Source organism: Paenibacillus mendelii, assembly GCF_024498075.1.
Taxonomy (GTDB): domain Bacteria; phylum Bacillota; class Bacilli; order Paenibacillales; family Paenibacillaceae; genus Paenibacillus_Z; species Paenibacillus_Z mendelii.
This window is the reverse complement of the sequence record NZ_JANHOF010000009.1, coordinates 46,106-66,633: the sequence shown is the minus strand read 5'-3', so window position 1 is coordinate 66,633 and position 20,528 is coordinate 46,106. Positions and strand designations below refer to the sequence as shown.

General features: G+C 48.5%; 20 protein-coding genes. 8 read left to right on the top strand and 12 right to left on the bottom strand.

Annotation, left to right across the window (positions count from 1 at the left end; genetic code table 11):
- Positions 1 to 141: 141 nt before the first annotated feature.
- The 5 genes from NNL21_RS23680 (at position 142) to NNL21_RS23660 (ending at position 6,721) form a co-directional block, all read left to right on the top strand.
- Positions 142 to 2,238: a helix-turn-helix domain-containing protein gene (locus NNL21_RS23680; RefSeq protein WP_204821067.1), complete on the top strand. Its 2,097-nt coding sequence runs from the start codon at positions 142 to 144 to the stop codon at positions 2,236 to 2,238.
- Between the two features lie 483 nt (positions 2,239 to 2,721).
- Positions 2,722 to 4,182, top strand: a complete 1,461-nt coding sequence (locus NNL21_RS23675; RefSeq protein ID WP_204821068.1) for a spore germination protein — start codon at positions 2,722 to 2,724, stop codon at positions 4,180 to 4,182.
- A gap of 5 nt (positions 4,183 to 4,187) precedes the next feature.
- The gene (locus NNL21_RS23670) at positions 4,188 to 5,369 is read left to right on the top strand and encodes a Ger(x)C family spore germination protein (RefSeq protein WP_204821069.1); all 1,182 of its coding nucleotides are present in this window, start codon (positions 4,188 to 4,190) and stop codon (positions 5,367 to 5,369) included.
- 22 nt (positions 5,370 to 5,391) lie between these two features.
- Positions 5,392 to 5,595, top strand: coding sequence for a hypothetical protein (locus tag NNL21_RS23665; RefSeq protein ID WP_204821070.1), 204 nt, complete (start codon positions 5,392 to 5,394; stop codon positions 5,593 to 5,595).
- Between the two features lie 40 nt (positions 5,596 to 5,635).
- The gene (locus tag NNL21_RS23660) at positions 5,636 to 6,721 is read left to right on the top strand and encodes a GerAB/ArcD/ProY family transporter (RefSeq protein WP_204821071.1); all 1,086 of its coding nucleotides are present in this window, start codon (positions 5,636 to 5,638) and stop codon (positions 6,719 to 6,721) included.
- A 278-nt stretch (positions 6,722 to 6,999) separates the two neighbouring features.
- Here NNL21_RS23660 and NNL21_RS23655 read toward each other — a convergent pair whose 3' ends face one another.
- From NNL21_RS23655 to NNL21_RS23600, 12 genes are all read right to left on the bottom strand, one after another.
- Complete coding sequence (locus NNL21_RS23655) at positions 7,000 to 7,341, bottom strand: DUF1801 domain-containing protein (protein ID WP_204821072.1); 342 nt, start codon at positions 7,339 to 7,341, stop codon at positions 7,000 to 7,002.
- A 39-nt stretch (positions 7,342 to 7,380) separates the two neighbouring features.
- Entirely contained in the window at positions 7,381 to 7,776 is a 396-nt protein-coding gene (locus NNL21_RS23650) for a VOC family protein (RefSeq protein ID WP_204821073.1), read from the bottom strand.
- Positions 7,777 to 7,919: 143 nt separating this feature from the next.
- Positions 7,920 to 8,315 (bottom strand): VOC family protein, encoded by a 396-nt coding sequence (locus NNL21_RS23645; RefSeq protein ID WP_204821073.1) that lies wholly within the window; start codon positions 8,313 to 8,315, stop codon positions 7,920 to 7,922.
- A gap of 100 nt (positions 8,316 to 8,415) precedes the next feature.
- Positions 8,416 to 8,850, bottom strand: coding sequence for a YciI family protein (locus NNL21_RS23640; RefSeq protein WP_204821074.1), 435 nt, complete (start codon positions 8,848 to 8,850; stop codon positions 8,416 to 8,418).
- Between the two features lie 239 nt (positions 8,851 to 9,089).
- Complete coding sequence (locus NNL21_RS23635; RefSeq protein WP_204821075.1) at positions 9,090 to 10,346, bottom strand: RNA polymerase sigma factor; 1,257 nt, start codon at positions 10,344 to 10,346, stop codon at positions 9,090 to 9,092.
- Positions 10,343 to 10,774: a YciI family protein gene (locus NNL21_RS23630; protein WP_204821076.1), complete on the bottom strand. Its 432-nt coding sequence runs from the start codon at positions 10,772 to 10,774 to the stop codon at positions 10,343 to 10,345. Before NNL21_RS23630 ends, NNL21_RS23635 begins: the two co-directional genes overlap by 4 nt.
- Positions 10,775 to 11,020: 246 nt before the next feature.
- A complete protein-coding gene (locus tag NNL21_RS23625; protein WP_204821077.1) occupies positions 11,021 to 11,329 on the bottom strand; it encodes a DUF2628 domain-containing protein in 309 nt (102 codons plus the stop codon).
- A 458-nt stretch (positions 11,330 to 11,787) separates the two neighbouring features.
- Positions 11,788 to 12,978: a trans-sulfuration enzyme family protein gene (locus NNL21_RS23620; RefSeq protein ID WP_204821078.1), complete on the bottom strand. Its 1,191-nt coding sequence runs from the start codon at positions 12,976 to 12,978 to the stop codon at positions 11,788 to 11,790.
- 45 nt (positions 12,979 to 13,023) lie between these two features.
- Positions 13,024 to 13,860 (bottom strand): carbohydrate ABC transporter permease, encoded by an 837-nt coding sequence (locus NNL21_RS23615; protein WP_204821079.1) that lies wholly within the window; start codon positions 13,858 to 13,860, stop codon positions 13,024 to 13,026.
- Complete coding sequence (locus NNL21_RS23610) at positions 13,860 to 14,744, bottom strand: carbohydrate ABC transporter permease (RefSeq protein ID WP_204821080.1); 885 nt, start codon at positions 14,742 to 14,744, stop codon at positions 13,860 to 13,862. Before NNL21_RS23610 ends, NNL21_RS23615 begins: the two co-directional genes overlap by 1 nt.
- Positions 14,745 to 14,823: 79 nt before the next feature.
- The gene (locus tag NNL21_RS23605; RefSeq protein ID WP_204821081.1) at positions 14,824 to 16,179 is read right to left on the bottom strand and encodes an ABC transporter substrate-binding protein; all 1,356 of its coding nucleotides are present in this window, start codon (positions 16,177 to 16,179) and stop codon (positions 14,824 to 14,826) included.
- 124 nt (positions 16,180 to 16,303) lie between these two features.
- Positions 16,304 to 17,008 carry a FadR/GntR family transcriptional regulator gene (locus tag NNL21_RS23600; RefSeq protein WP_204821082.1) on the bottom strand — a complete coding sequence of 235 codons (705 nt, stop codon included), beginning with the start codon at positions 17,006 to 17,008 and terminating at the stop codon, positions 16,304 to 16,306.
- Between the two features lie 234 nt (positions 17,009 to 17,242).
- Between NNL21_RS23600 and NNL21_RS23595 the strand changes: the two genes are divergently transcribed.
- From NNL21_RS23595 to NNL21_RS23585, 3 genes are all read left to right on the top strand, one after another.
- On the top strand, positions 17,243 to 18,244 hold the full coding sequence (locus NNL21_RS23595) for a glycoside hydrolase family protein (protein WP_204821083.1): 1,002 nt from the start codon (positions 17,243 to 17,245) through the stop codon (positions 18,242 to 18,244).
- Between the two features lie 319 nt (positions 18,245 to 18,563).
- Positions 18,564 to 19,004, top strand: a complete 441-nt coding sequence (locus NNL21_RS23590; RefSeq protein ID WP_204821084.1) for a VOC family protein — start codon at positions 18,564 to 18,566, stop codon at positions 19,002 to 19,004.
- Positions 19,005 to 19,324: 320 nt separating this feature from the next.
- Positions 19,325 to 20,446, top strand: coding sequence for a metallophosphoesterase (locus NNL21_RS23585; protein WP_204821085.1), 1,122 nt, complete (start codon positions 19,325 to 19,327; stop codon positions 20,444 to 20,446).
- Positions 20,447 to 20,528: the final 82 nt, after the last annotated feature.

Genomic DNA, 20,528 nt, shown 5'->3' with positions numbered 1-20,528 from the left:
GATTTGGAGACCATCGGTATTTAATATAGGCGTCAGTTTTTAACCTCGATATAGATTTTGATTCGAATAATTCGTATGATTGGTACGAATGCAACCGCTCTCATAGCATGCTGGTCATAATATAAAATAGGAGATGGCTGTATGAAAACTAGGCTGGTGAAGCTTAAAAGCCATAATAGCGTGTATGTCAAAATTGTTGTGCTCAACCTAATTTTCACACTGCTATTCTCGTCGATTCTATTGTTCAACTCCCAGTATCTCAAAAACTCCGTTAAAGAGAATCTCAATCAAACGAATAAGGATTCCCTGCTGGACATCTCCGGAGATGTGGATCAACAGCTTCACAAGCTGAAGCAAAGCGTATATTCGTTAAGCCTCAATATGGATATGGTAGCCCTCAACAAATCGGATCCCAATGCCATCGGCTACAAGTCGACATTGATCCGGTTCAATCAGAAGCTGAATGAGCTCAGTCGTCTGCTGCCCTTCGAATCTTCGATCTTCGTCTATTTCAAAGACAAAGGATTCGTAACCAGCGCCGACGGCAGCCGCCAATTGGATCTATTCTATGAGAAGCTCAGCCTTCAGAGCGCCGATTTTTCCTGCGATTGCCTGCATTTGATCGATCAAAGCGAGACGTTCCAGAATTATGACCGATTCATGACCTATGTGTATCCCATCCATAATGTGGGGTCTGTTATCGTTAAAATCGATAAATCGGGGCTTGAACGCGATCTACGAAAATCCGCTCAAGTATTGGACAATATGATCTGGATCACGACCGAGAGCGGTGACATGGTTGCGGGGAATTCACGGCTTACACCCGAATTAAAACAGCAGCTGCAGTCTGACGCGCCATCACTGGTGATTGATGGGAAAACGTATTCGTCCTTCCATCTGGTATTAAACGGATTCAAATACACCGTGCTGTACCCTGAAAGCGTCCTGCAGCAGAAAATTAGCCAAGCTAATCAATATACCCTGCTGTTATTCCTTGTGTTTCTGACCATATCCATCGGCTTGCTCCTAGCCAACATGACCATCTACAAGCCGATCAAATCGACGATTACCAGCTTGAATTCCAGCAACCAAATGATGAAGCAAACCTTGCATGAGCAAAATATGATCATGGAGCAGAATGCCCTCTTACGGCTCGCCTCCGACACGCCGCAGGATATTCCGCCGGTCATTCTCGAGGCCCTTCATGCCAGGTACAATAACGGCTACATCTTGACCGTCTATATCGAAGCGGATCGCGGGACCGACATCGAGCAAGCTTACAAGAAGCTGGAGCAGCAGCTGTTTCAGCAGTATCACGTACATAAATTAATGCATCGGCTGGATGCGGGGACGTATTTGATCCATAATACGATTCCAATCGACCTGAGCGGCGAGCTGCCCGCTATTCTCGAATCCATCGCCTCCGAAGGCTTCTTTATCATGTGCGGTATCAGCGGGTACATGACGGATATTCGCAATCTGCACCAAGCCATCGGGGAGAGCACGCAAGCGATCGAGCACGATCCGTACAATTGGGAGGCTCCCTATCATATCGCCAATTTCACCGATCAATCCGTGGCCCAAGAAACATCCTTTGCCCTCTCTATCGGCAAGGAGCAAGAGTTAATTGCTTATGTGCTCAAAGGGAATCAAGAAAGCCTGCGACAATTTTTCTCAGGGACGGTCCGCAATGTAATGAAACGAATGACCTATCAGGATATTCGCACTCTTCACCGTTACTTTAACGACTTGTTCCATGTCATCCTGTCCAGCAAAAAGATCAAAACGACGGAGCTGGATGAATCGTTGAAAGCCGATCTGAGCACGATCCGCAATCCTGAGCTTGTCCATATCGAGCTATTCCGTAAATATAATGCGCTGGCTGCGCATGCCATTAATCAAGACTTAACGCTGTATGAGAAGATCGTCAATTTGATCGATCAGAACTATAACCGTGATTTGTCGCTGACTGCCATTGCCGACCAATTCAATATCACTTCCGTTTATTTATCGACCTACTTCAAGAAGAATTCCGGTTACAATATCACGCATTATATTAAGAACGTCCGTATGAATAAGGCGCTTAAGCAGTTTGAGGAAAACCCTCACATGACGATCAAGGAAATTGCCGATCGGGTCGGTTATTGCAGTGAACAGACGTTCACCAGACACTTCAAGAAAATATTCGGCACAACCCCTGCCTTGTACCTGAAATCCCCTAGTGCCAACGTGCGTTGACCCGTGTGGACAGCGCAACACAAAAAATACAGAGCTAAGGAGGCCATGCCTCACTTGGCTCTGTATTCATTTGTTCCGTTATATAGTCCTTTCTGCGCTTCTCTCATCTGGATCACCCCCCGCTCCATCTATGGCGAAGCAGTGTGATAATCGTCGACCCTCCATTCTCATTCCCTTCTAACTGCGCCATGAGCATATTCATCGTAATGGGCGGCTGATTGCCTGCGGAAGCCTACTTGGCTCCTCCAAGGGTAATTGCCCCTTTTTCTTGTCACCGATGGGCTCAACAAGTCGCCGCTTCGACAAGAATGATCTTTCTAGGACTGCGCCTTACAATCGAACGGAAGCTGCCCCGCTTGTTGTATAAATGGATGCATATGGGTGGAGAATAGTGTGCGAAAGAGCAGAAATATAAGTATGCCTTACCCGCGATTTCAAGAGAGAACCACGGTAAGTATCAAAGACAGCAGTCGAGGGGGCTTTATGTCAGCATTATTCGATATCAATCCAAAAGTGTTGGCGGACAAGCTTGCTGAACAGCTCTACTACCCGTCTGACTTGGTGAACCAAACATTTGCCCTGTCGAACGATATTCATGGGAATTGTTTATTCATCGAAACCATGGCCGATAAGGAACAAATCGACAATTACATCTTGCGCGTTTTTCGCGAGGGGCTCATCACCGCAGATCTGCAAGGGAGCGAGGATCTCATTCCAACTTTGATCCATCGGATACCGCTAGTTCCGGTGAGTGCTGTCTCCGACTTCGATTCCTGCGTTCGAGGTCTTCTTGATGGACAATGTATCCTGCTGCTCCCGCACGCAAATCAAGCTCTGCTGCTGGACGCGGCCAATCCGGCTCATCGCGACATCACCGAGCCGCAAACAGAAACAACCGTTCGAGGGCCTCGCGAAGGATTGACGGAGGATATCAAACTGAATTTGTCCTTACTCCGCAAAAGAATCAAAACCCCTGGCTTCCGGATGGAACAATACGAACTTGGCACAACCACACAAACGAAAATCATCATTGCCTATCTGCAGGAATTGGCGCCAGCGGATGTCGTGAATGACTTTCGTTCGCGTCTTCAATCCATCCATACCGATGGGGTTATTGGCAGCTCTTATGTTGAAGAGTGGATTCAGGACAGTATGGTTTCCCCATTTCCCACATTGCTGGAATCAGAACGTCCGGACGTTGTTGCCTCGCACCTTCTGGAAGGAAGGGTAGTGGTGCTGGTCGACGGCACCCCGTTTGCGCTTATTGGTCCGATTACCTTTTTTCAACTTTTTACCGCTCCTGAAGATTATTATCAACGAGCGGATATCGCTACTATGCTCCGCTGGCTGCGCATGCTCGCTTTCTTGCTGGCTATATTGGTGCCATCGGTATTCATAGCGGTCATGTCGTATCACCAGGAACTGCTTCCGAATCCTCTACTGATCAACATAGCGGCGCAACGGGAGGGCGTCCCGTTTCCGGCTTATATAGAAGCGATCTTGATGCTTACTACCTTTGAAGTACTGCGTGAGGCTGGTCTGCGCATGCCGCGGGTAGCCGGCCAGGCGATTTCCATCGTCGGTGCACTCGTGCTGGGAGAAGCGGCCGTGCAGGCAGGACTGGTAACGGCTGCAATGGTCATTGTGGTTGCGGTAACGGCCATTTCCAACTTCGTGTCGCCATCCTACAGTTTCGGCATTGCGCAGCGGCTTTTGCAATTTGCCTATATGGCGTTAGGCGGGTTTATGGGGTTATTCGGCATCATGTGCGGCGTGTTGTTCACCATAGTGCATCTGGCCTCGCTTAAATCGTTTAGCGTTCCATATCTGGCCCCGATCGCGCCGACTTTTATTTCCGATTGGAAAGACATCCTGGTTAGGGTGCCGCGTCCATTAATGAAGACATACCCGAGAATGAATCGGAGCAAAAGAAACAGAAGGTGAATCGCATGCGCAGCAAGAAGCTGATGCTGATCTTTACGATACTCTGCTTATGTGGATTAACAGGGTGCTGGGATATGGTGGAAATCAACCAGTTGGCCATTGGAAGTCTGATTGGAGGCGATATTGACCCCAAATCAGGGAATCAGATTGTTTATTATCAAATTGTGAATCCCAAAGCCGTTACCGCTCAAGGAGGAGCCGGCATCAAGGCCCCTGTTTATACCTACCGGGTTGAAGCGTCGTCTATAGCGGAGTTAGCGCTGAAGTCTTCCGAAAGCCTTCCTCGAGATTTGTTCCCCGACCATTATCAATCGCATCTGATTACGGAAAGAAGCGCCCGGCAGGGACTGCGCCCTTTTCTTAATTTTCTTGAGCGTCAGTTCAACCGGCGGACCGACCTTTACTTGATCATCACAGATTCACCGTTATCGGATGTGATGAATACATACACATTGTTGGAAAGATTGCCGGGACGCTCGCTGCGTTCGTTGATTGAACTACAATCCAAATCGTCCGGCAGGGTTAGCAGAAAGTGCCGCGTGAAAGATTTAGTCGAGAACATGGAATCTTCCATCTTAACCGTACTGCCCATGGTAGCCCTCCAGACATTGAAGCATGCTTCATCCACGGATCGTTATGAAAAAATCAATGCAAACGGAGGAGAGCTCAGGTTGAGCGGAGGGGCCGTTTTTAAACAGGACCGAATGATTGGCAAATTGAAATTGACGCAAATGCCGTTGTACTACTTGATGAAGGGAGAAGCCAAGGTCTTCTATGATACGGTTAAGCTAAATTCGAATAATGTGGATCTTCGCGCGACCAAAATTAAGGTTCACAAGAAGCTCTCCTATATTTCAGGCAGACCGGTCTGGAGGCTGGACATCCACGCCCACTTACAGATTATGAGCAATGAACAGCAGCAGAAATTAACGACGAAGAATCTAGCGGAGATAAAAGAAGCTTTCAACCGTCAGACCGCCGCTAAAATAAATGATTTTTTCGAACAGGCTCAATCGAAAAGATGGGACTTGTTCGGCCTTGAAGGTCAGATGAAAAACAAGCGAGGCAAAGAATGGGCGAAAGCGCTGCAAGAAAAGGACTTCTGGCGGCAGACGAAGCTGTATTGTACAATAAACAGCAAAATAACGGATATCGGCGAAATTATAGACCCCTACAGAGGAAATTAGGCTAAACAAAGGAGGGCCCTCTGTGACCGGTTTTATCATTTTCTTTATGACATCCTTCGGTCTCGCCATCTTCTTCATGGTGCGAATGAAAAAACACGCAAAAGAAATATCCATATTTGTTACATTGGCTCTGATCGGTTTTACGGTCTGGATCGCCATTTTTATGGATAAAACAATTAATCCGTATCGATGGATCGCTCGGGTGATCGACATAACCGGATTGTAGTTCCAGATTAAAAATACTTGCGTGTAAAGGGGCGGAGATCATGGAACAAGCCCGAATTAGCAGCTGGCAGTTTTTTCTGTTGACGTTCATGTATGTGCTTGGAACCACGTTCTTCCTTCGCCCGGGAGGACTAATTGCTGTAGCCAGGCAGGATGCCTGGATGATTTGGTTGTGGACGGGAGCTATCGGGGTTGCGATGGCGTATCTCTGGATGAAACTGGCTGCGTATTATCCCGGATTAAGTATCGTACAAGTGTGCACGAAGGCAGGAGGAAAACTGGCCGGCGGGTTTATTGCAATGTGTTATATAGGTTTTTTTGTGCAATTAGCCAGCTGGGTCGTCCGCAATCTTGGCGATTTCATGAAGTCCACCTTAATGCCCCATACCCCGATAACTGTATTTCATGTGATGATTCTGGCTGTTGTTTGTTATGCAACCGTCAAAGGGCTGGAATCCATCGCCAGGACAAACGAGATGTTAACGCCGATCATTTTGTTGACGTTTATCATCATTTGCTTTCTCATGCTTCCGGAGTGGAATACGGATCGATTTCAACCTGCATTCCGTCTCGAGGTATGGAAAACGATGAAAGAAACGCGAAACGTAATCGCATTTCCTTATATCGAGTCCATCGTTCTCATGATGATGTTTCCGTATGTGAAAAGCAGGCAAAAGGCCAGTTTTGTTTGGGGTATGACAATAGCAACGTTAATATTGGTTGCCGTAACAGCCTTTACAGTCGGTGTGCTCGGAGTCACTCGCGCTTCTCATGAAACCTACCCCCTGTATGTGATCGTACAGGAGATTCGGATCGGATCGTTAATCGAACATCTCGAAGCTTCGATAACCGTTATTCTGCTGGTTGCCATTTTCATCAAGCTCTCCACTACTTTCTATTGTGCAGTGACGGGTATTTGTCAATTGTTTCAATTGACCGACAGAACGTGGGTGGCGGTCCCCCTAACATTGATCGTATCTGGCTTGTCCTTATCTAATGAAAATGTCGTTGAAAATATATCGTGGGACAAACGCTACGTCTTTGAATACGAATTGATATTCGGTCTGTTCTTTCCATTGCTTCTTTTGGTTCTCGCTTGGTTAAGAAAACGGCGGGTCCAGCACTAAGCCACATTGTCGTATAACGCTTCAATAGTAAAGGCATCAAGGCCAAGATCCTTTAATTTTTTGCATAGAATAGCGATACGGAAGGTTCGGGACAAGGACAGCGCCTTATGAACGGAACTTGTTGTTGTATAAATGGATGCATATGGGTGGAGAATAGTGTGCGAAAGAGCAGCCACTACGGATGGAACGCGCAATTCTAATCATGGAAAAGCCCCCCCTACAATAGCAGGTTCTATTATTTCACCTGTCTACCGTATGGAGAGCATATCAGTCTGCCATTATAAGGCCGAAGAGGCTTGACTTACCAGTGACGACAGTTCAGCGGTATCGACAGACTGCCCTTGTCTCAGCTTGATGGTCTTCCTTTCCGGAGGACCGTCGAACAGCCCTTTCGGGAGTGACAGCTCGCTGGTATTGAAGATCGTAAAGCTTACCGCATCCTTCGAAGTTGAAATAGCAGCTGCGTATTTTCCGTTTTTCAGAAAATGGGGCTTCTTGTACTGGATGCGCTCCTTAACGTCCGGTATCGCGCCAAGGACAACCTCCCGCAGACTGGCACTTAGCTCTCTTTGCCAAGGCTCTTTAATCGCTTCAATAAAGTCTGTTACTTCCTGGTTCATATGCTTTGCTCCCTTAATAAGTAGAATGACTGTGTCGTCCTATTGCTTGACGATCTGCCACGTAACACCGAATTTATCCATGATTTCGCCGTAGTAAGCTCCCCATGGCTGAAGTTCGAACGGATACTTGACCTCGCCGCCCTCACCGAGGTTCGCGAAGGCCTCCCGAGCTTCGGATTCACTATTGTATGACAAGGATAGACTAATACTTCTGTTACCCGATACCGGTCCGAAGGAATCGGACAGGAACAGCGTATTGGCTCCGGCAACCGTCAGCACCATGTGCATCACTTTGTCCTTGACCGCTTCCGGTGTTCCCGGCGTCTCTCCGAACGTCTTGACGAACCCGATTTCTCCGCCCAATGCCTGCTTATAAAATTCCGCCTGCGCTCTTGCATTCTCCGACATCAAATAAGTTGTAAGCTGTGCTCCCATTTTTGATCAACCTCTCACTTTGTTTTTTTGGTAAAACTCGGCCTCTATATATACACGACGAACGGGTGATGACCAAATCGACAGATCGGAGAAAAAAAGTTCAACTTTTTTTGGCATGTCAATTTGGTCCCGCAGACCCTTTCCTATTGCTTGACGATCTGCCACGTAACACCGAATTTATCCATGATTTCGCCGTAGTAAGCTCCCCATGGCTGAAGTTCGAACGGATACTTGACCTCGCCGCCCTCACCGAGGTTCGCGAAGGCCTCCCGAGCTTCGGATTCACTATTGTATGACAAGGATAGACTAATACTTCTGTTACCCGATACCGGTCCGAAGGAATCGGACAGGAACAGCGTATTGGCTCCGGCAACCGTCAGCACCATGTGCATCACTTTGTCCTTGACCGCTTCCGGTGTTCCCGGCGTCTCTCCGAACGTCTTGACGAACCCGATTTCTCCGCCCAATGCCTGCTTATAAAATTCCGCCTGCGCTCTTGCATTCTCCGACATCAAATAAGTTGTAAGCTGTGCTCCCATTTTTGATCAACCTCTCACTTTGTTTTTTTGGTAAAACTCGGCCTCTATATATACACGACGAACGGGTGATGACCAAATCGACAGATCGGAGAAAAAAAGTTCAACTTTTTTTTAGCATGTCAATTTGGTCCCGCAAATCGGCCTCCAAGGCCATGGTTGGGGAAACGTGCAGCAGGTTTACATCCTCGCTAAGCAGGCGGAGCTCAATTTCACCATCGCCGAAGCCGCTGGGATTCGGCATGCGCATCGCCCAATCGATCGCTTCTTCTTCTGACTTGACCTCAATCATCTTAAAGCCCGCGACCAGCTCCTTCTCCAGTGTGAACGGTCCAACCGTTACCTTCGGCATGCCGCCGTGTACCGGATAGGTGATCCGCATCCCGCTCGAACTCGGCTGCAGTCCTTCTGCAGCGAGGAGCACGCCGGCTCTTGCCAATAACTCGTTATATGCTGCCATTGCATCCCTGTGTTCCCGGCTGGTCTTCAAGCTAGCTTCGGAATACCTGCTGCCTTTGACGATCAATATATATCGCATCCGTGCTTCCCTCCCGATACCATAATGAGACCGGGTCTATCCGTATTCCCGCCTCTACTTAAGCAACGAACGGGAAGCGGAATTATCGACATGCCGGATAAATTTATTATAAAAAAAGACGTTAATGAACGTTTGTCCATTCGCGTCTATGTAAGGATTGGAGCAGGAAGAATGCAAGGAAAACCGGGAACAACAGCGATCGTAAGAACATTCTGCCTGCGCAGCGGGTTGTGTTCAACTTATTGGTTCGAGCATTCCGCCGCGCGCTTCAGCAGGAGCTCCCGTTCCCGTACATTTCGCGTCAGCGAAGCCGCACGCTCAAACTCTCCGCGGGCTTCGTCGATACGGTCCAATTTGACGAGAAAATCGCCGCGCACACTCGGCAGCAGGTGGTAATCCTTCAAAGACGGTTCGGATGCCAGCTCATCGACAATTTGCAAGCCGAAAGCCGGGCCGAATGCCATGGCGATGGCCACCGCGCGGTTCAATTCAACGATAGGCGACGGCATGACGCGCGACAAGGCCTCATATAAAGCGGCAATACGCGCCCAATCGGTCTCGGATGCGAGACGAGCCTGTGCGTGGCATGCGGATATCGCAGCTTGAAGCGCATACGGACCGAGCGGCCGTCCGAGCCTGCGGGCACGCTCGAGGGCAGCCAAGCCGCGGCGGATCAGCAGCTGATCCCATAACGCGCGGTTTTGGTCCATGAGAAGGATGGGTTCTCCTGAAGCGTTTACCCGGGTTTTGAAGCGCGACGATTGGATTTCCATCAGAGCAACCAAGCCGTGAACCTCCGGCTCGGCAGGTGCAATTTCCGCCAGAATACGCCCGAGCCTGAGCGCTTCCTGGCACAACAGCGGGCGAATCCAGCTGCCGCCGGAAGTCGCTGAATACCCTTCATTGAACATCAGATAGATCACTTCGAGCACTGTGGACAGACGATCCTGGAGCTCTTCACCTACAGGAACCTCGAAGTCCACCCGCTTAGCACTAAGCGTCCGTTTGGCCCGGACGATTCGCTGTGCGATCGTTGATTCGGCGACGAGAAAAGCATGCGCGATCTCATCCGTTGTGAGCCCTCCGAGCAGGCGCAGCGTCAGCGCTACTCTGGCCTCTTGGGATAAGACGGGGTGGCAGGTCGTGAAGATCAATCGGAGAAGATCGTCTCCAACCTCGCCATCCATGGTAAGGTCCATGTCATTCTCGGTATACAAATCGCTTCCGCGTCCGAACTCCTCATACTTCTGATCGCGCAGCTTGTTCCTGCGCAGGAGATCGATCGCACGGCGTTTCGCCGTCGTCATGAGCCAAGCACCCGGATTATCCGGGATGCCGGTGGCCGGCCACCGCTCCAACGCGATGACAAGCGCATCCTGCGCAAGATCCTCCGCTAGGCCGACATCGCGAACCATTCGTGCCAGACCGGCGATAAGCTTGGCCGATTCAATGCGCCAGATGGCATCGATTGTACGCAAGACGGAGGAATCGCTCATGTTTTGCGCCTTTCTATTTGCTCACGAATCGAGGCTTCCATTGCAAGCGTATCGGGATTCTGCGTCAGATCGGTCGCATCGATGATCTGGCGAAGCTCAATTTGCCCTTCTCCGTAACCGTGGGGATCCGGCATGCGCATCGCCCATTCGATGGCTTCTTCCCTAGATTTCACTTCAATAAGGGTGTATCCGGCTATGATTTCCTTCGCTTCGGTGAATGGCCCGTCCATAACCTTCGGCTTCCCGCCAGGCTCCGGATAGGATATCCGAATGCCTTGCGAGCTTGCGTGCAAGCCGTCGGCAGCGAGCAGCACCCCGGCCTTAGCCAATTCTTCGTTATAGCGCAGCATCGCTTCGAGCAACTCCTGGCTGGGCATAGTGCCCGCCTCGGAATCCTTCGTGCCTTTGACGATCATCATAAATCGCATATAATTACCCTCCTGCATTCATTTTGGCCACTCGATTAGATCCGTTCTAACTCCGAGAGGTAAACCCGCTCCTACATGGACGACGAATAACTAGCAATGAAATCGACAAGACGAATGGTATGATTTTAGTATATATATCCTTCATTATAAACGAAATAAAAAAGTAACCGTCCCTTAGAAGGAGCGGCTACTAGAAATAGTCTGATAAGTTCGATGTGGCAGGCTTACTACCCGATGAGAGGTGCCCTATGCAGCAATGATTCCTTTTGTTTGCAATGCAGATTGAGCATGATCATCGGCTGGGCGGTATCCTTTTTCCAGCAATTCTTTAATATACATCTTGTTATAAATAAAAGAAAAGATAATGCCTGGAATCCATGCTCCGAATCCTAATGTGAATATTCCGATTGCAACCGAAGTAATAAACATAATTACTGCCCATTTCAGGTCTCCTCTGAAAAGAGCAGGGAAAAACCCAAAAAAGAAAGTCGTCCAACTAAACCCGACCTTCACTTCCTTCAATCCGCCTACCGCATTTTTCAACCTTACCTTCATAAGTATAAACTCCCCTTTTATTATATCATTTTCCATTTCTATTTGATTATAGTTATAATGTATTATTTTGTCGATATTTAGTTTTAATTATCGGAAAACGATATCTAATGTAGATTTCTAGGTCGTTTTGCCCCCACCCGTACTTATTCCAGTTTCAGCAGCATCGCTTCTCACTGAGAAATCAGTCGATTTAACTGGATAAATTTTCATCAAGATCGAATATACCATGCCTTTTGGCCTATGTATAGTATCATCTTTGCCCGACGATACTCATTTCTTTATTCCGTGAATTCCTCCTGCTGAGCGCGGAGTGTTGACTCCATGCTCATTTTAAACAAAAAACAGAGCAAGAGAGGCCGTAACCTCCTATGCTCTGTATTCAACATCGCTAGGATGCTAGGATGTTCCACTGCTTGTCTCTAGCGCCATCGGCTAGAGGATGTTCCGCAACATTTGCCTCACAAACCATCCAGCGCCTGCTTGAAATCCTCCATGAGATCCTCAATATCCTCAAGTCCGACAGAGATCCGCACCGTGCGCTCCAGCCTGGTTTCCCACTCGGTTCGTGATGTCTGATCGGGATGAATGCCAAGGCCCGGGGAATAGATCAAGCTCTCGAAGCCTCCCCAGCTCACGCCAATCTGGAATAGCTTCATGCTGTTCATCAATCGTTTCACCGCAGTGACGCCGCCATGCAGCTCAAAGCTGAACAGACCTGTAATATCGCTGAACTGCCGCACGGCCAGCTCATGCTGTTCATGCTGCTCGAGTAACGGTAAATTCACGCGGGCCACTTGTGGATGATGGCTCAACATAACAGCAATCCGCATCGCGGATTCAGCATGCTGCTTCATGCGAATTCCGAATGTCTTCAGTCCGCGCGTCAGCAACCACGATTCCAATGGGGCCAGAGAGGATCCAAGTAGAACCACTTCATTCTGCGTGAGCTCATCGATCCATGCTTTCGTAGAGATGACAACACCGGCTGTCACGTCACTGTGGCCGGACAAGTACTTGGAAGCGGAGTGGATCACGATATCGATGCCCCATTCAATCGGCCGCAGCGTGGCCGGCGTCGCACAGGTGTTATCCATGATCGTCAGCAATTGATGCTCTTTCGCGATTGCAACAACGGCCGGGATATCGAACACGTCCATGAAAAAAGTAGAATAACCCTCGCAATACAATACTCTCGTATTCGGCTTAATTGCAGCGCGGACTTGATCCAGCTGTCTGAAATCAACGAAATCCGCCGTAATTCCGAATTTATTCATGAACTTCTGAAGCAGCTGATACGTACCGTTATAAATCGGATAGCTGCAGACGACATGGTCGCCTTGGCCCAGGCAGTGAAGCAGCGTGGACGAAATCGCGGCCATTCCAGAAGAGAACAGCTTCGCCGCCTCGCCCTTTTCCAATGCCGCAAGCTTCTTCTCTGCGATTTCCTGCGTGGGATTGGATACCCTCGAATAATAATAAGCTTCCTCCTGGAATTGCGATTTCTGGAAGGCTTCATAGGAATCGAATGCAAATAATGTATTTATAAATACAGGTGGAACAACCGCACCGTGAAACGTTTCATCCCCATAATGGGTAAGCATGGTTTGGCTACCCGCATCCTTGGTTTCCTTCTCGATCAGCTTGCTCATCTGCTCTCTCCACCTTCTGCCTCTTCTAATCAATCCAATCCCGTATTATCCTTTAACGGCTCCATCCGACAATCCCTCGACCACGAATCGTTGAACGATGGCAAACATAATTAATGAAGGAAGCAGTGCCATAACTGCACCTGCCGTCATGACTCCCCAATTGACATCATAATTTTGCACAAACATGGAGAGTCCTACAGGAATGGTTTTAAGCTCATCGCTGCTGATAAACATGATTGCGCAGAGCAGTTCATTCCACGCTCCGATAAAAGCAAATACGAAGGTGGCCACAATGCCCGGCAGCATAATCGGCAGTACAATCCGGAAGAGCGCCCCCAGCTTGCTGCAGCCGTCGATCAAAGCCGCCTCCTCCAGATCAACAGGTATCCGGTCGAAGAAGCTGCGCATCAGAATCAGGCAGAATGGAATATTGCCGACGATGTAAATAATGATCAGGCCGCCCAGACTATTCATGAGACCAACCTTGCTGAATAAGATCGCAGTCGGAATCATAACCAGAACGCCGGGAATCATTTGCGTGAGCAGCAGACCGTACACCGCCATGGTTTTTAACTTGAACGTATAACGTGCCAGCGCATAGCCGCCAAGAATCGCGAAGCAGGTCGTAAACACGCCGGTTCCAAGAGAAACCAGGATGCTGTTCTTCAGGAAAACATCGAAATTGGATGAGGACCATAACACTCTGTAATTATCAAGCGTGAAGTTCTTGGGCCAGTATTGGATATTGGTCGTTAGAATATCCATACGGGGTTTAACGGACGTAATGAACAGCCAGTAAAACGGCAGCAGCACCATCAACAGGTAAAACATCAGAATACAGATACGGACAGTTATAAAAAAGGCGCGTTGGGTTCTTATCATTAGAAATTACCCGCCTTCTCGAATTTAGTCGCCTTCATGAACAAGTAGCAGAATAGGATCAGCAGCGCCATGAAGAATAAACCGATCGCCGATGCCTGTCCATAATCCAAGGATGAATAAGCTTTCATGAACATGTAGGAGGATAGAATGCTAGATGAGTTGGCCGGACCGCCTGCCGTCATAATATAAATAAGATCAGCCGAAGCAAATACCCATATTGTCCTGAGCAGCAATGTCAGTATAATCGTTTGTTTAATATAGCTGAACGTAATATGCCAGAATTTAGACCAGATTCCCGCTCCGTCGATATCGGCGGCTTCGTACAGATCCTCAGGTATAGATTGCATAGCCGCAAGCAGCATGATCGCGAAGAAAGGAATGCCGTACCAGGTCATTGTCACAATCACGGTATACAAAGCCAGCTCCGGATCGGACAAAAAATAGATTTTATCCTTAATAATGCCCAGCCTGAGCAGCAGATCATTAACCGGGCCATACTCTGCATTGAGCAGCCAGCGGAAGGTGAGCCCGACGACGAAGGAAGAGATCGCCCATGGGAGAAATACGATGGCCTGATAGAAGTTCCTTCCCGGGAAAGGCCGGCGCAGCGCCAAGGCTAGAATGAAGCCGAGAATAAACTGTCCGCCTACCGTCAGTACAACCCAGATAAAAGAGTTTTTAAGTATCAAGCCAAAATTGGAGTCTTGAAATACGGCCTTGAAGTTATTGATCCCGTTAAAGCCAATCGCGTTCGGTGCAGTCAGCTTATAGCTTTGGAAGGCATACAAGAAGGAACTCAACAAGGGATACAGTAAAAAAATACACAATAGCAGGAAGCTTGGGGCCAGCATATAATAAGGCTCTTTCGATTTAATCCGTTTCATTCGAGGGGTCCTCCTTGCCGGAGATGAATGTAAGCAGCAGGGAAAATCTCTTTTCCCTGCTCCTTGGCTGGTCCGGCTATTATCTCATTTGCGGCTTCGTCACTTGCGGTACCCCTGCATCCGGGTTATCTTTCATATATTTCTGCTGGGCATTCGTGAGGAAGTCGCCCAAGTTCTTCAGAGTTTGTTCTGCTGTCTGTTTGTTGAGCAAGTACTTCTGTACTTCGGCATCCATGAAGCCTTCACGGAATTCACCAAGCTCCGGGAAGTTACCAAGATTGGCAACCAGATAGCTGTCCGGATCATCCAAGGTGTCGATAAAGCCCTGCATCGGACCATCTACGGCTGCTCCGCCTTCGCTCTTGAAGATCGGAATCATCGTCATGGCATTTGCGTACTTCAGGTTATTCTCTGGTGTGGACAGAAACGCGATAAACTTCCATGAAGCTTCCTTATGCTCGGATTCGGCCGAGACGCTGTAGCCCCAGCTTGCTCCTGCGCCGATGTATCTCTTGCCGTCTGCGCCTTTCGGCCAAGGGATGACAGTCCAGCTATCATCAGCCATAGAAGACTTGGCTGCGGCAATAACTTCCGTCGTTTGGTTCAGAATACCGGTGACGCCGGATGTAAAGCCTTGCACCATCTCCTGATAACCCCAGTTGATGGAATCCTTCGGGGCCCAGCCTTTTTTATAGATATCCGTGAATTTAACGAAAGCTTCCAGCGCTTCCGGTCTGTACAACACGGATTTGCCATCCTTCTCATACGTCTCTCCGCCCGTAACGGACGTAATATAAGCCAGGATTTGGTCAAATCCTGCACGCGCGCCGCGGTAAGCCCATCCATACCGGTTCTTGGATGGATCGGTCAGCTTCTCTGAAGCTGCGAAGATCTCTTCCCATGTCTTCGGAAGCGGCAGCTTGGCTTCTTCGAACCAATCCTTGCGGACGAACAAAGCGCCTGACATCAGAGCATCCGGCATATAGTAGATGTCCTTGTACAATTTACGCTGCTGCTCATCCATCGTGATATTGGATACGAAGCTCGTCAATTTCGCCTTATCGGGCCATGCGTCATAATTAGCGGTAAGCGGTTCCAAATAACCTGCCGGAACGAAGGTATTCAACCAAGCCGGATACATGTTCATGACATCGGGCAGCGTTTTGCTCGCTCCCTGCATCGTCAGCTTATTAAAGGCCTGATCCCAAGGAACCGTCTCCAGCTTTACTTTAATATCCGGGTTCTCCTGTTCGAATGCGGCTATGATTTCATTGAAGTATTTGGTCCGGTCCGGAGATGGTGTAACGTCAAGAAAACTGATCTCCACCTTTTCATTATTGCTGCCCTTGTCTTCTCCATTGGAATTGGATGATGAACAAGCGCTGATCACTAGCATTAGGCTGGCAAGTATCCCCATTGTAATTTTCTTCAACATGCGGTAATCCCCCTTATAAGTTGTGGTCCATACATTGGGCTAGCAGCTGGGCATTATTTCACTCACCTCCTCAAAAACCGGACTTTGTGGATAGTTGTCTGACCAATTTGGAATTGGAGAGAAGCTATCCCCCGATTTTCTTAAGGTCGTCGCGCATAATATCAAAGTGCGTGCTGATCAGCTTCTTAGCCTTCTTCGTATCGCCGCTTTTCATTGCTTCATAGATGAGACGGTGCAGCGGCTCGGTCTCTCTGCCAAACACATGTACATCCAATCCGTCAATGACGCGATCCGCCCATAAGGAGTCCATTTCCTTGATCGATTGAAACAAGGTGAGCATCAAGCCATTGTCGGATCCTTCATACAGCGTAAGGTGGAACAGGTAATCCTCTTTGCGGGGAATGCCGCCTTTGCTTATGATGCGGTCGTATTCATCCACGATCTCCCCAAGCTTATCCAGATAAAAGGTTTGCTTATTCTTTATGATTTGTTCGATCGCATGCTTCTCCATCATTTCACGCATGTCAATCAGTTCGAATATAGCTTTCTTCTCCATCGCAACCTTCAGCGTGAAGTTCGTCATTTCCGCCAATATCGTTTTCTCCGCACGTAAGTACATCCCGCTGCCCGGTTTAATTTCAATGACGCCGTAGCTCTCCAGCTTCTTCATCGCTTCCCGGAATGAAGGACGGCTGATCTGAAACTGTTCACAAAAGAATCGCTCCGTAGGCAGCCGGTCTCCTTGGCTGTATCCCTTCTGCTCTATGAATTTGAGCACTTCCTCCGTAATGGATTCGTGCAGCTTCTGTCTCTTTAACGACTTCAACATGCTCATCTCTCCAGTTCATAACCAGTAAGTTGTCTGACCAATTAATCGAATTGTACAACCTCCTGAAACCGCTGTCAAACAAAATTTGTCATACGTCCCTCGAGCTTCCTAAGGAGACAGCGCTTGACGATGATCTGAAAAATATGGTCTTGAAAGTTTCGAATGTAACCGTTATTATGAGACCCATTGCGTCACATGCCATGCAGTGACACTCAACAAACGAGGGAAGGCGTGATGAATTTGAGCAATAAATATATGGATGGCAGACCGGAAGCACAGCTAACAATACCCGCAGTGGATCAAGGCATCGTATTAAAACGAGGCAGTGAGGAACTTGATGGTTACGGGATTAGGGAGCCCCTTGTTTTTGAGTGTGACGGCACTTATTTCATGCATTACGACGCATCTGACGACAAGACCGGCTGGAGAAACTATCTTGCAACGAGTAAAGATTTAATAAATTGGGATAAAAAGGGTGTCATTCTGGAGCTGGGCCAAGAAGGCGAAGACGATTCCAGCTGCGCGGTATATGGTGTAACCTACCTCGAGGACGGCGTCTGGCATATGTTCTATATCGGCTCCGATTACCATCGCGAGCACCCATATGATATCCCGGATTTCCCCTATGTGACGATGAAGGCCAAGTCCGATTCTCCTTACGGCCCTTGGATCAAACAGGATATCGTTCCGTTCCGGATGAAGGAAAATACGTACTACAGCACCACCGCAAGCTCGGGAGCAATTGTTAAAGACGGCGACGAGTATTTGCAATTTTTCAGCGCATCGGTGCTAGATTCTAATAACATTACGAAACGCACGCTGGGCATTGCCCGCACGAAGGATTTGGACAAAGAATGGACGGTAGACCCCGAACCTTTATTCCCTCTTGAGGAACAGATCGAGAACAGCACGGTATTCTACGAGGAAGAAACCGGTACATGGTTCTTGTTCACCAATCACGTAGGGATCAACGAAATCAAGGAATACACGGACGCGATCTGGGTATATTGGACGAAGGATATTCAGCAATGGGATGTCGACAACAAAGCCCTCGTGTTTGACGGCAGCATGTGTACGTGGTCCAAGTCCGTTATTGGCGCACCTAGCGTATTCCGCAAAGGCAATAAACTAGCCGTTTATTACGATGGCGTGGAAGGCGACGGCTTCGATCATTTTTTCCGCGATATCGGCGTTGCCTGGCTTGATTTACCGATCGCTATACCGGATAAAAAATAACAATGTGAATGATAAGGCCGGTAACCACTCGAAGGAGGTGGGTTATCGGCCTGCCGGTGATATTAAATACATTATTTAGAAATTTAGGTAGATTTATTGAATTAATGTTTCTGTTATTACTCCTTATTGCCAGACCTCATTTGTTTCTTCCTCTCCCCTACCCTACGGAATATTCTTGAGGGAAACCCTATTACTCCGGCTGTCCGATTCCTTTTTTAAATACAGCTCTATTATGATAAAATGAAAGCGATTAACCGGGGAAATTACACCTTACAAGTGAAGTCATGATTAGTAAATAAGGTTGTTGAGGAGGCACTCCATGAAGAAGAACCGCTCCGTACCTGCCGATTACATTCTTCCGCATATCTATTATGAGAACATGTCCGAAGCGCTCACCTGGTTAATCGATACGTTCGGTTTCGTGGAGCATTTTCGCTTCGAGCTCTCGGGCGGGCAGCTCCATGGCGTCATGATGCATCACGGTGATGCCTGGATCATGCTGAAAAATTCGGGTCGAACGCTGACGAGCCCAGTCAAGCTCGGTGCTGCCACGCAATCTCTTATGGTATTCGTGGAAGATATTGACGAACATTATCGCCATGCGAAATCTTCAGGCGCCCAAATTGTCGAAGAGTTATTCGACACGGAATATAGCGAACGTCAATATTCGGCACAGGATTTAGAAGGCCATATCTGGATGTTCGCAAAACATATTCGAGATGTTGATCCCGAGAGCTGGGGAGCGAAGTTAGCCCGATAGCACAGCACATATTAGCAAAGAAACCTAAAGAGGGCTGCAACAGCCTGCCCCTCGGCAATCTGTCACAGCCCCAAACCGCGTCGGACGCGGCCTCCCTACGCTTATGCTTCTCCTGTCCCACCGGATTATCCGGATTAGCGCTCTAATCCCTCCACAAATCCTCATAACCCAGATTTCCCGAGTTCAGGCTCCTTTACCCACTCCTGTTCAAAAACATCGCCCCTCCCTCCTGCTTCACATCGTGGCACCAATTATGGAGTTCGTACGTAATAATTGGAATCCGAGAAATAATAGAAGGCAGTATTATAAAGGGGGACAACATGTTTATCGTCATCGGGCTCGTATTTATCGTTCTGTACGCCTTAATCGTATTCTACATCGGATGGAGCGGCTGGACATGGATAAAGCCGGCGGTATCGCGCAGGTTCCGGCTATTCTATATCATTGCGCTCGTCTTTCTGGCAAGCTCTCTCATTCTCTCCAGAGTTGTCGCGGGGTCAACCATTTTAAGCGTCATCGGCAGCTATTGGATAGCCCTATTCAGCTTATTGGTCATGCTGCTGCCGCTCGTCCACCTTACGGTCTGGTTAACGAAGCTGACACAGCTGCCGCGCCATTCCGTACAGAAGTGGTCGGGAATCATCACATTGATCCTGCTAGTCGTTCTGCTCGGTTATGGAAGCTTCAATGCTTTTAGTCCGACAGTGCGATCCTATGACATACATATCGACAAGGAAGGCCCAGTGAACGGTGAGCTTCATATCGTGATGGCGTCCGATATGCATTTTGGCTATTTATCGGGAAAAGGGCATGCGGAACGGATGGTTAAGGAAATAAACGCGTTGGAACCGGACATCGTATTGTTACCTGGCGATATTGTAGATGACGATATTGTGCCTTATAAAGACAAGGGGATCGGCGATATTTTATCAGGGATTGAAGCGCCTCTTGGCGTCTTCGCCTCTCTGGGTAATCATGATCGGTTCAAAGGTGAAACGGAGGAACTGATCGGGCTTATTGAGGAGAGCGGGATCCAGGTGCTTTATGACGAGACGATTGAGATTGGAGGCTGGTTGACGCTGGTCGGGCGGAAGGATTACAGTGATACGAATAGAGCGGAACTGGCTCATTTAACAGAAAATATCGATCGCTCGGGGCCGGTATTTATGCTGGAGCATCAACCGGTAGACTTGGATATTGCGGAGGAGCAAGGTATTGATTTGGTGGTATCCGGCCATACGCATCATGGACAGATCGCACCCGGCAATCTAATAACCGCTAGGTTGTTTGAGAATGATTTGGGCCACTTGCAGAAAGGGCAGCTGCATTCAATCGTATCTTCCGGCTACGGCTTCTGGGGCCCGCCGATCCGGATTGGGTCGCGGTCAGAAGTTGTCTCCATTCATGTCCGTTTCTCCAATTCGCCTTCTCCTCATAGCTAATCCAATCGCTCCGCTTTTTATCTCCCACGAACCCCTATTATTGGAATGTTCCAACGTTGAAAAGTAGGGGTTCGGAGCAACG

Coding starts and splice junctions, on each gene's coding strand:
- NNL21_RS23610 (WP_204821080.1), bottom strand. CDS start 14,744: ATGAAACGGATTAAATCGAAAGAGCCTTATTATATGCTGGCCCCAAGC.
- NNL21_RS23620 (WP_204821078.1), bottom strand. CDS start 12,978: ATGAGCAAGCTGATCGAGAAGGAAACCAAGGATGCGGGTAGCCAAACC.
- NNL21_RS23650 (WP_204821073.1), bottom strand. CDS start 7,776: ATGGGAGCACAGCTTACAACTTATTTGATGTCGGAGAATGCAAGAGCG.
- NNL21_RS23645 (WP_204821073.1), bottom strand. CDS start 8,315: ATGGGAGCACAGCTTACAACTTATTTGATGTCGGAGAATGCAAGAGCG.
- NNL21_RS23640 (WP_204821074.1), bottom strand. CDS start 8,850: ATGCGATATATATTGATCGTCAAAGGCAGCAGGTATTCCGAAGCTAGC.
- NNL21_RS23675 (WP_204821068.1), top strand. CDS start 2,722: ATGTCAGCATTATTCGATATCAATCCAAAAGTGTTGGCGGACAAGCTT.
- NNL21_RS23630 (WP_204821076.1), bottom strand. CDS start 10,774: ATGCGATTTATGATGATCGTCAAAGGCACGAAGGATTCCGAGGCGGGC.
- NNL21_RS23615 (WP_204821079.1), bottom strand. CDS start 13,860: ATGATAAGAACCCAACGCGCCTTTTTTATAACTGTCCGTATCTGTATT.
- NNL21_RS23585 (WP_204821085.1), top strand. CDS start 19,325: ATGTTTATCGTCATCGGGCTCGTATTTATCGTTCTGTACGCCTTAATC.
- NNL21_RS23595 (WP_204821083.1), top strand. CDS start 17,243: ATGAATTTGAGCAATAAATATATGGATGGCAGACCGGAAGCACAGCTA.
- NNL21_RS23670 (WP_204821069.1), top strand. CDS start 4,188: ATGCGCAGCAAGAAGCTGATGCTGATCTTTACGATACTCTGCTTATGT.
- NNL21_RS23600 (WP_204821082.1), bottom strand. CDS start 17,008: ATGTTGAAGTCGTTAAAGAGACAGAAGCTGCACGAATCCATTACGGAG.
- NNL21_RS23655 (WP_204821072.1), bottom strand. CDS start 7,341: ATGAACCAGGAAGTAACAGACTTTATTGAAGCGATTAAAGAGCCTTGG.
- NNL21_RS23590 (WP_204821084.1), top strand. CDS start 18,564: ATGAAGAAGAACCGCTCCGTACCTGCCGATTACATTCTTCCGCATATC.
- NNL21_RS23635 (WP_204821075.1), bottom strand. CDS start 10,346: ATGAGCGATTCCTCCGTCTTGCGTACAATCGATGCCATCTGGCGCATT.
- NNL21_RS23625 (WP_204821077.1), bottom strand. CDS start 11,329: ATGAAGGTAAGGTTGAAAAATGCGGTAGGCGGATTGAAGGAAGTGAAG.
- NNL21_RS23680 (WP_204821067.1), top strand. CDS start 142: ATGAAAACTAGGCTGGTGAAGCTTAAAAGCCATAATAGCGTGTATGTC.
- NNL21_RS23660 (WP_204821071.1), top strand. CDS start 5,636: ATGGAACAAGCCCGAATTAGCAGCTGGCAGTTTTTTCTGTTGACGTTC.
- NNL21_RS23605 (WP_204821081.1), bottom strand. CDS start 16,179: ATGTTGAAGAAAATTACAATGGGGATACTTGCCAGCCTAATGCTAGTG.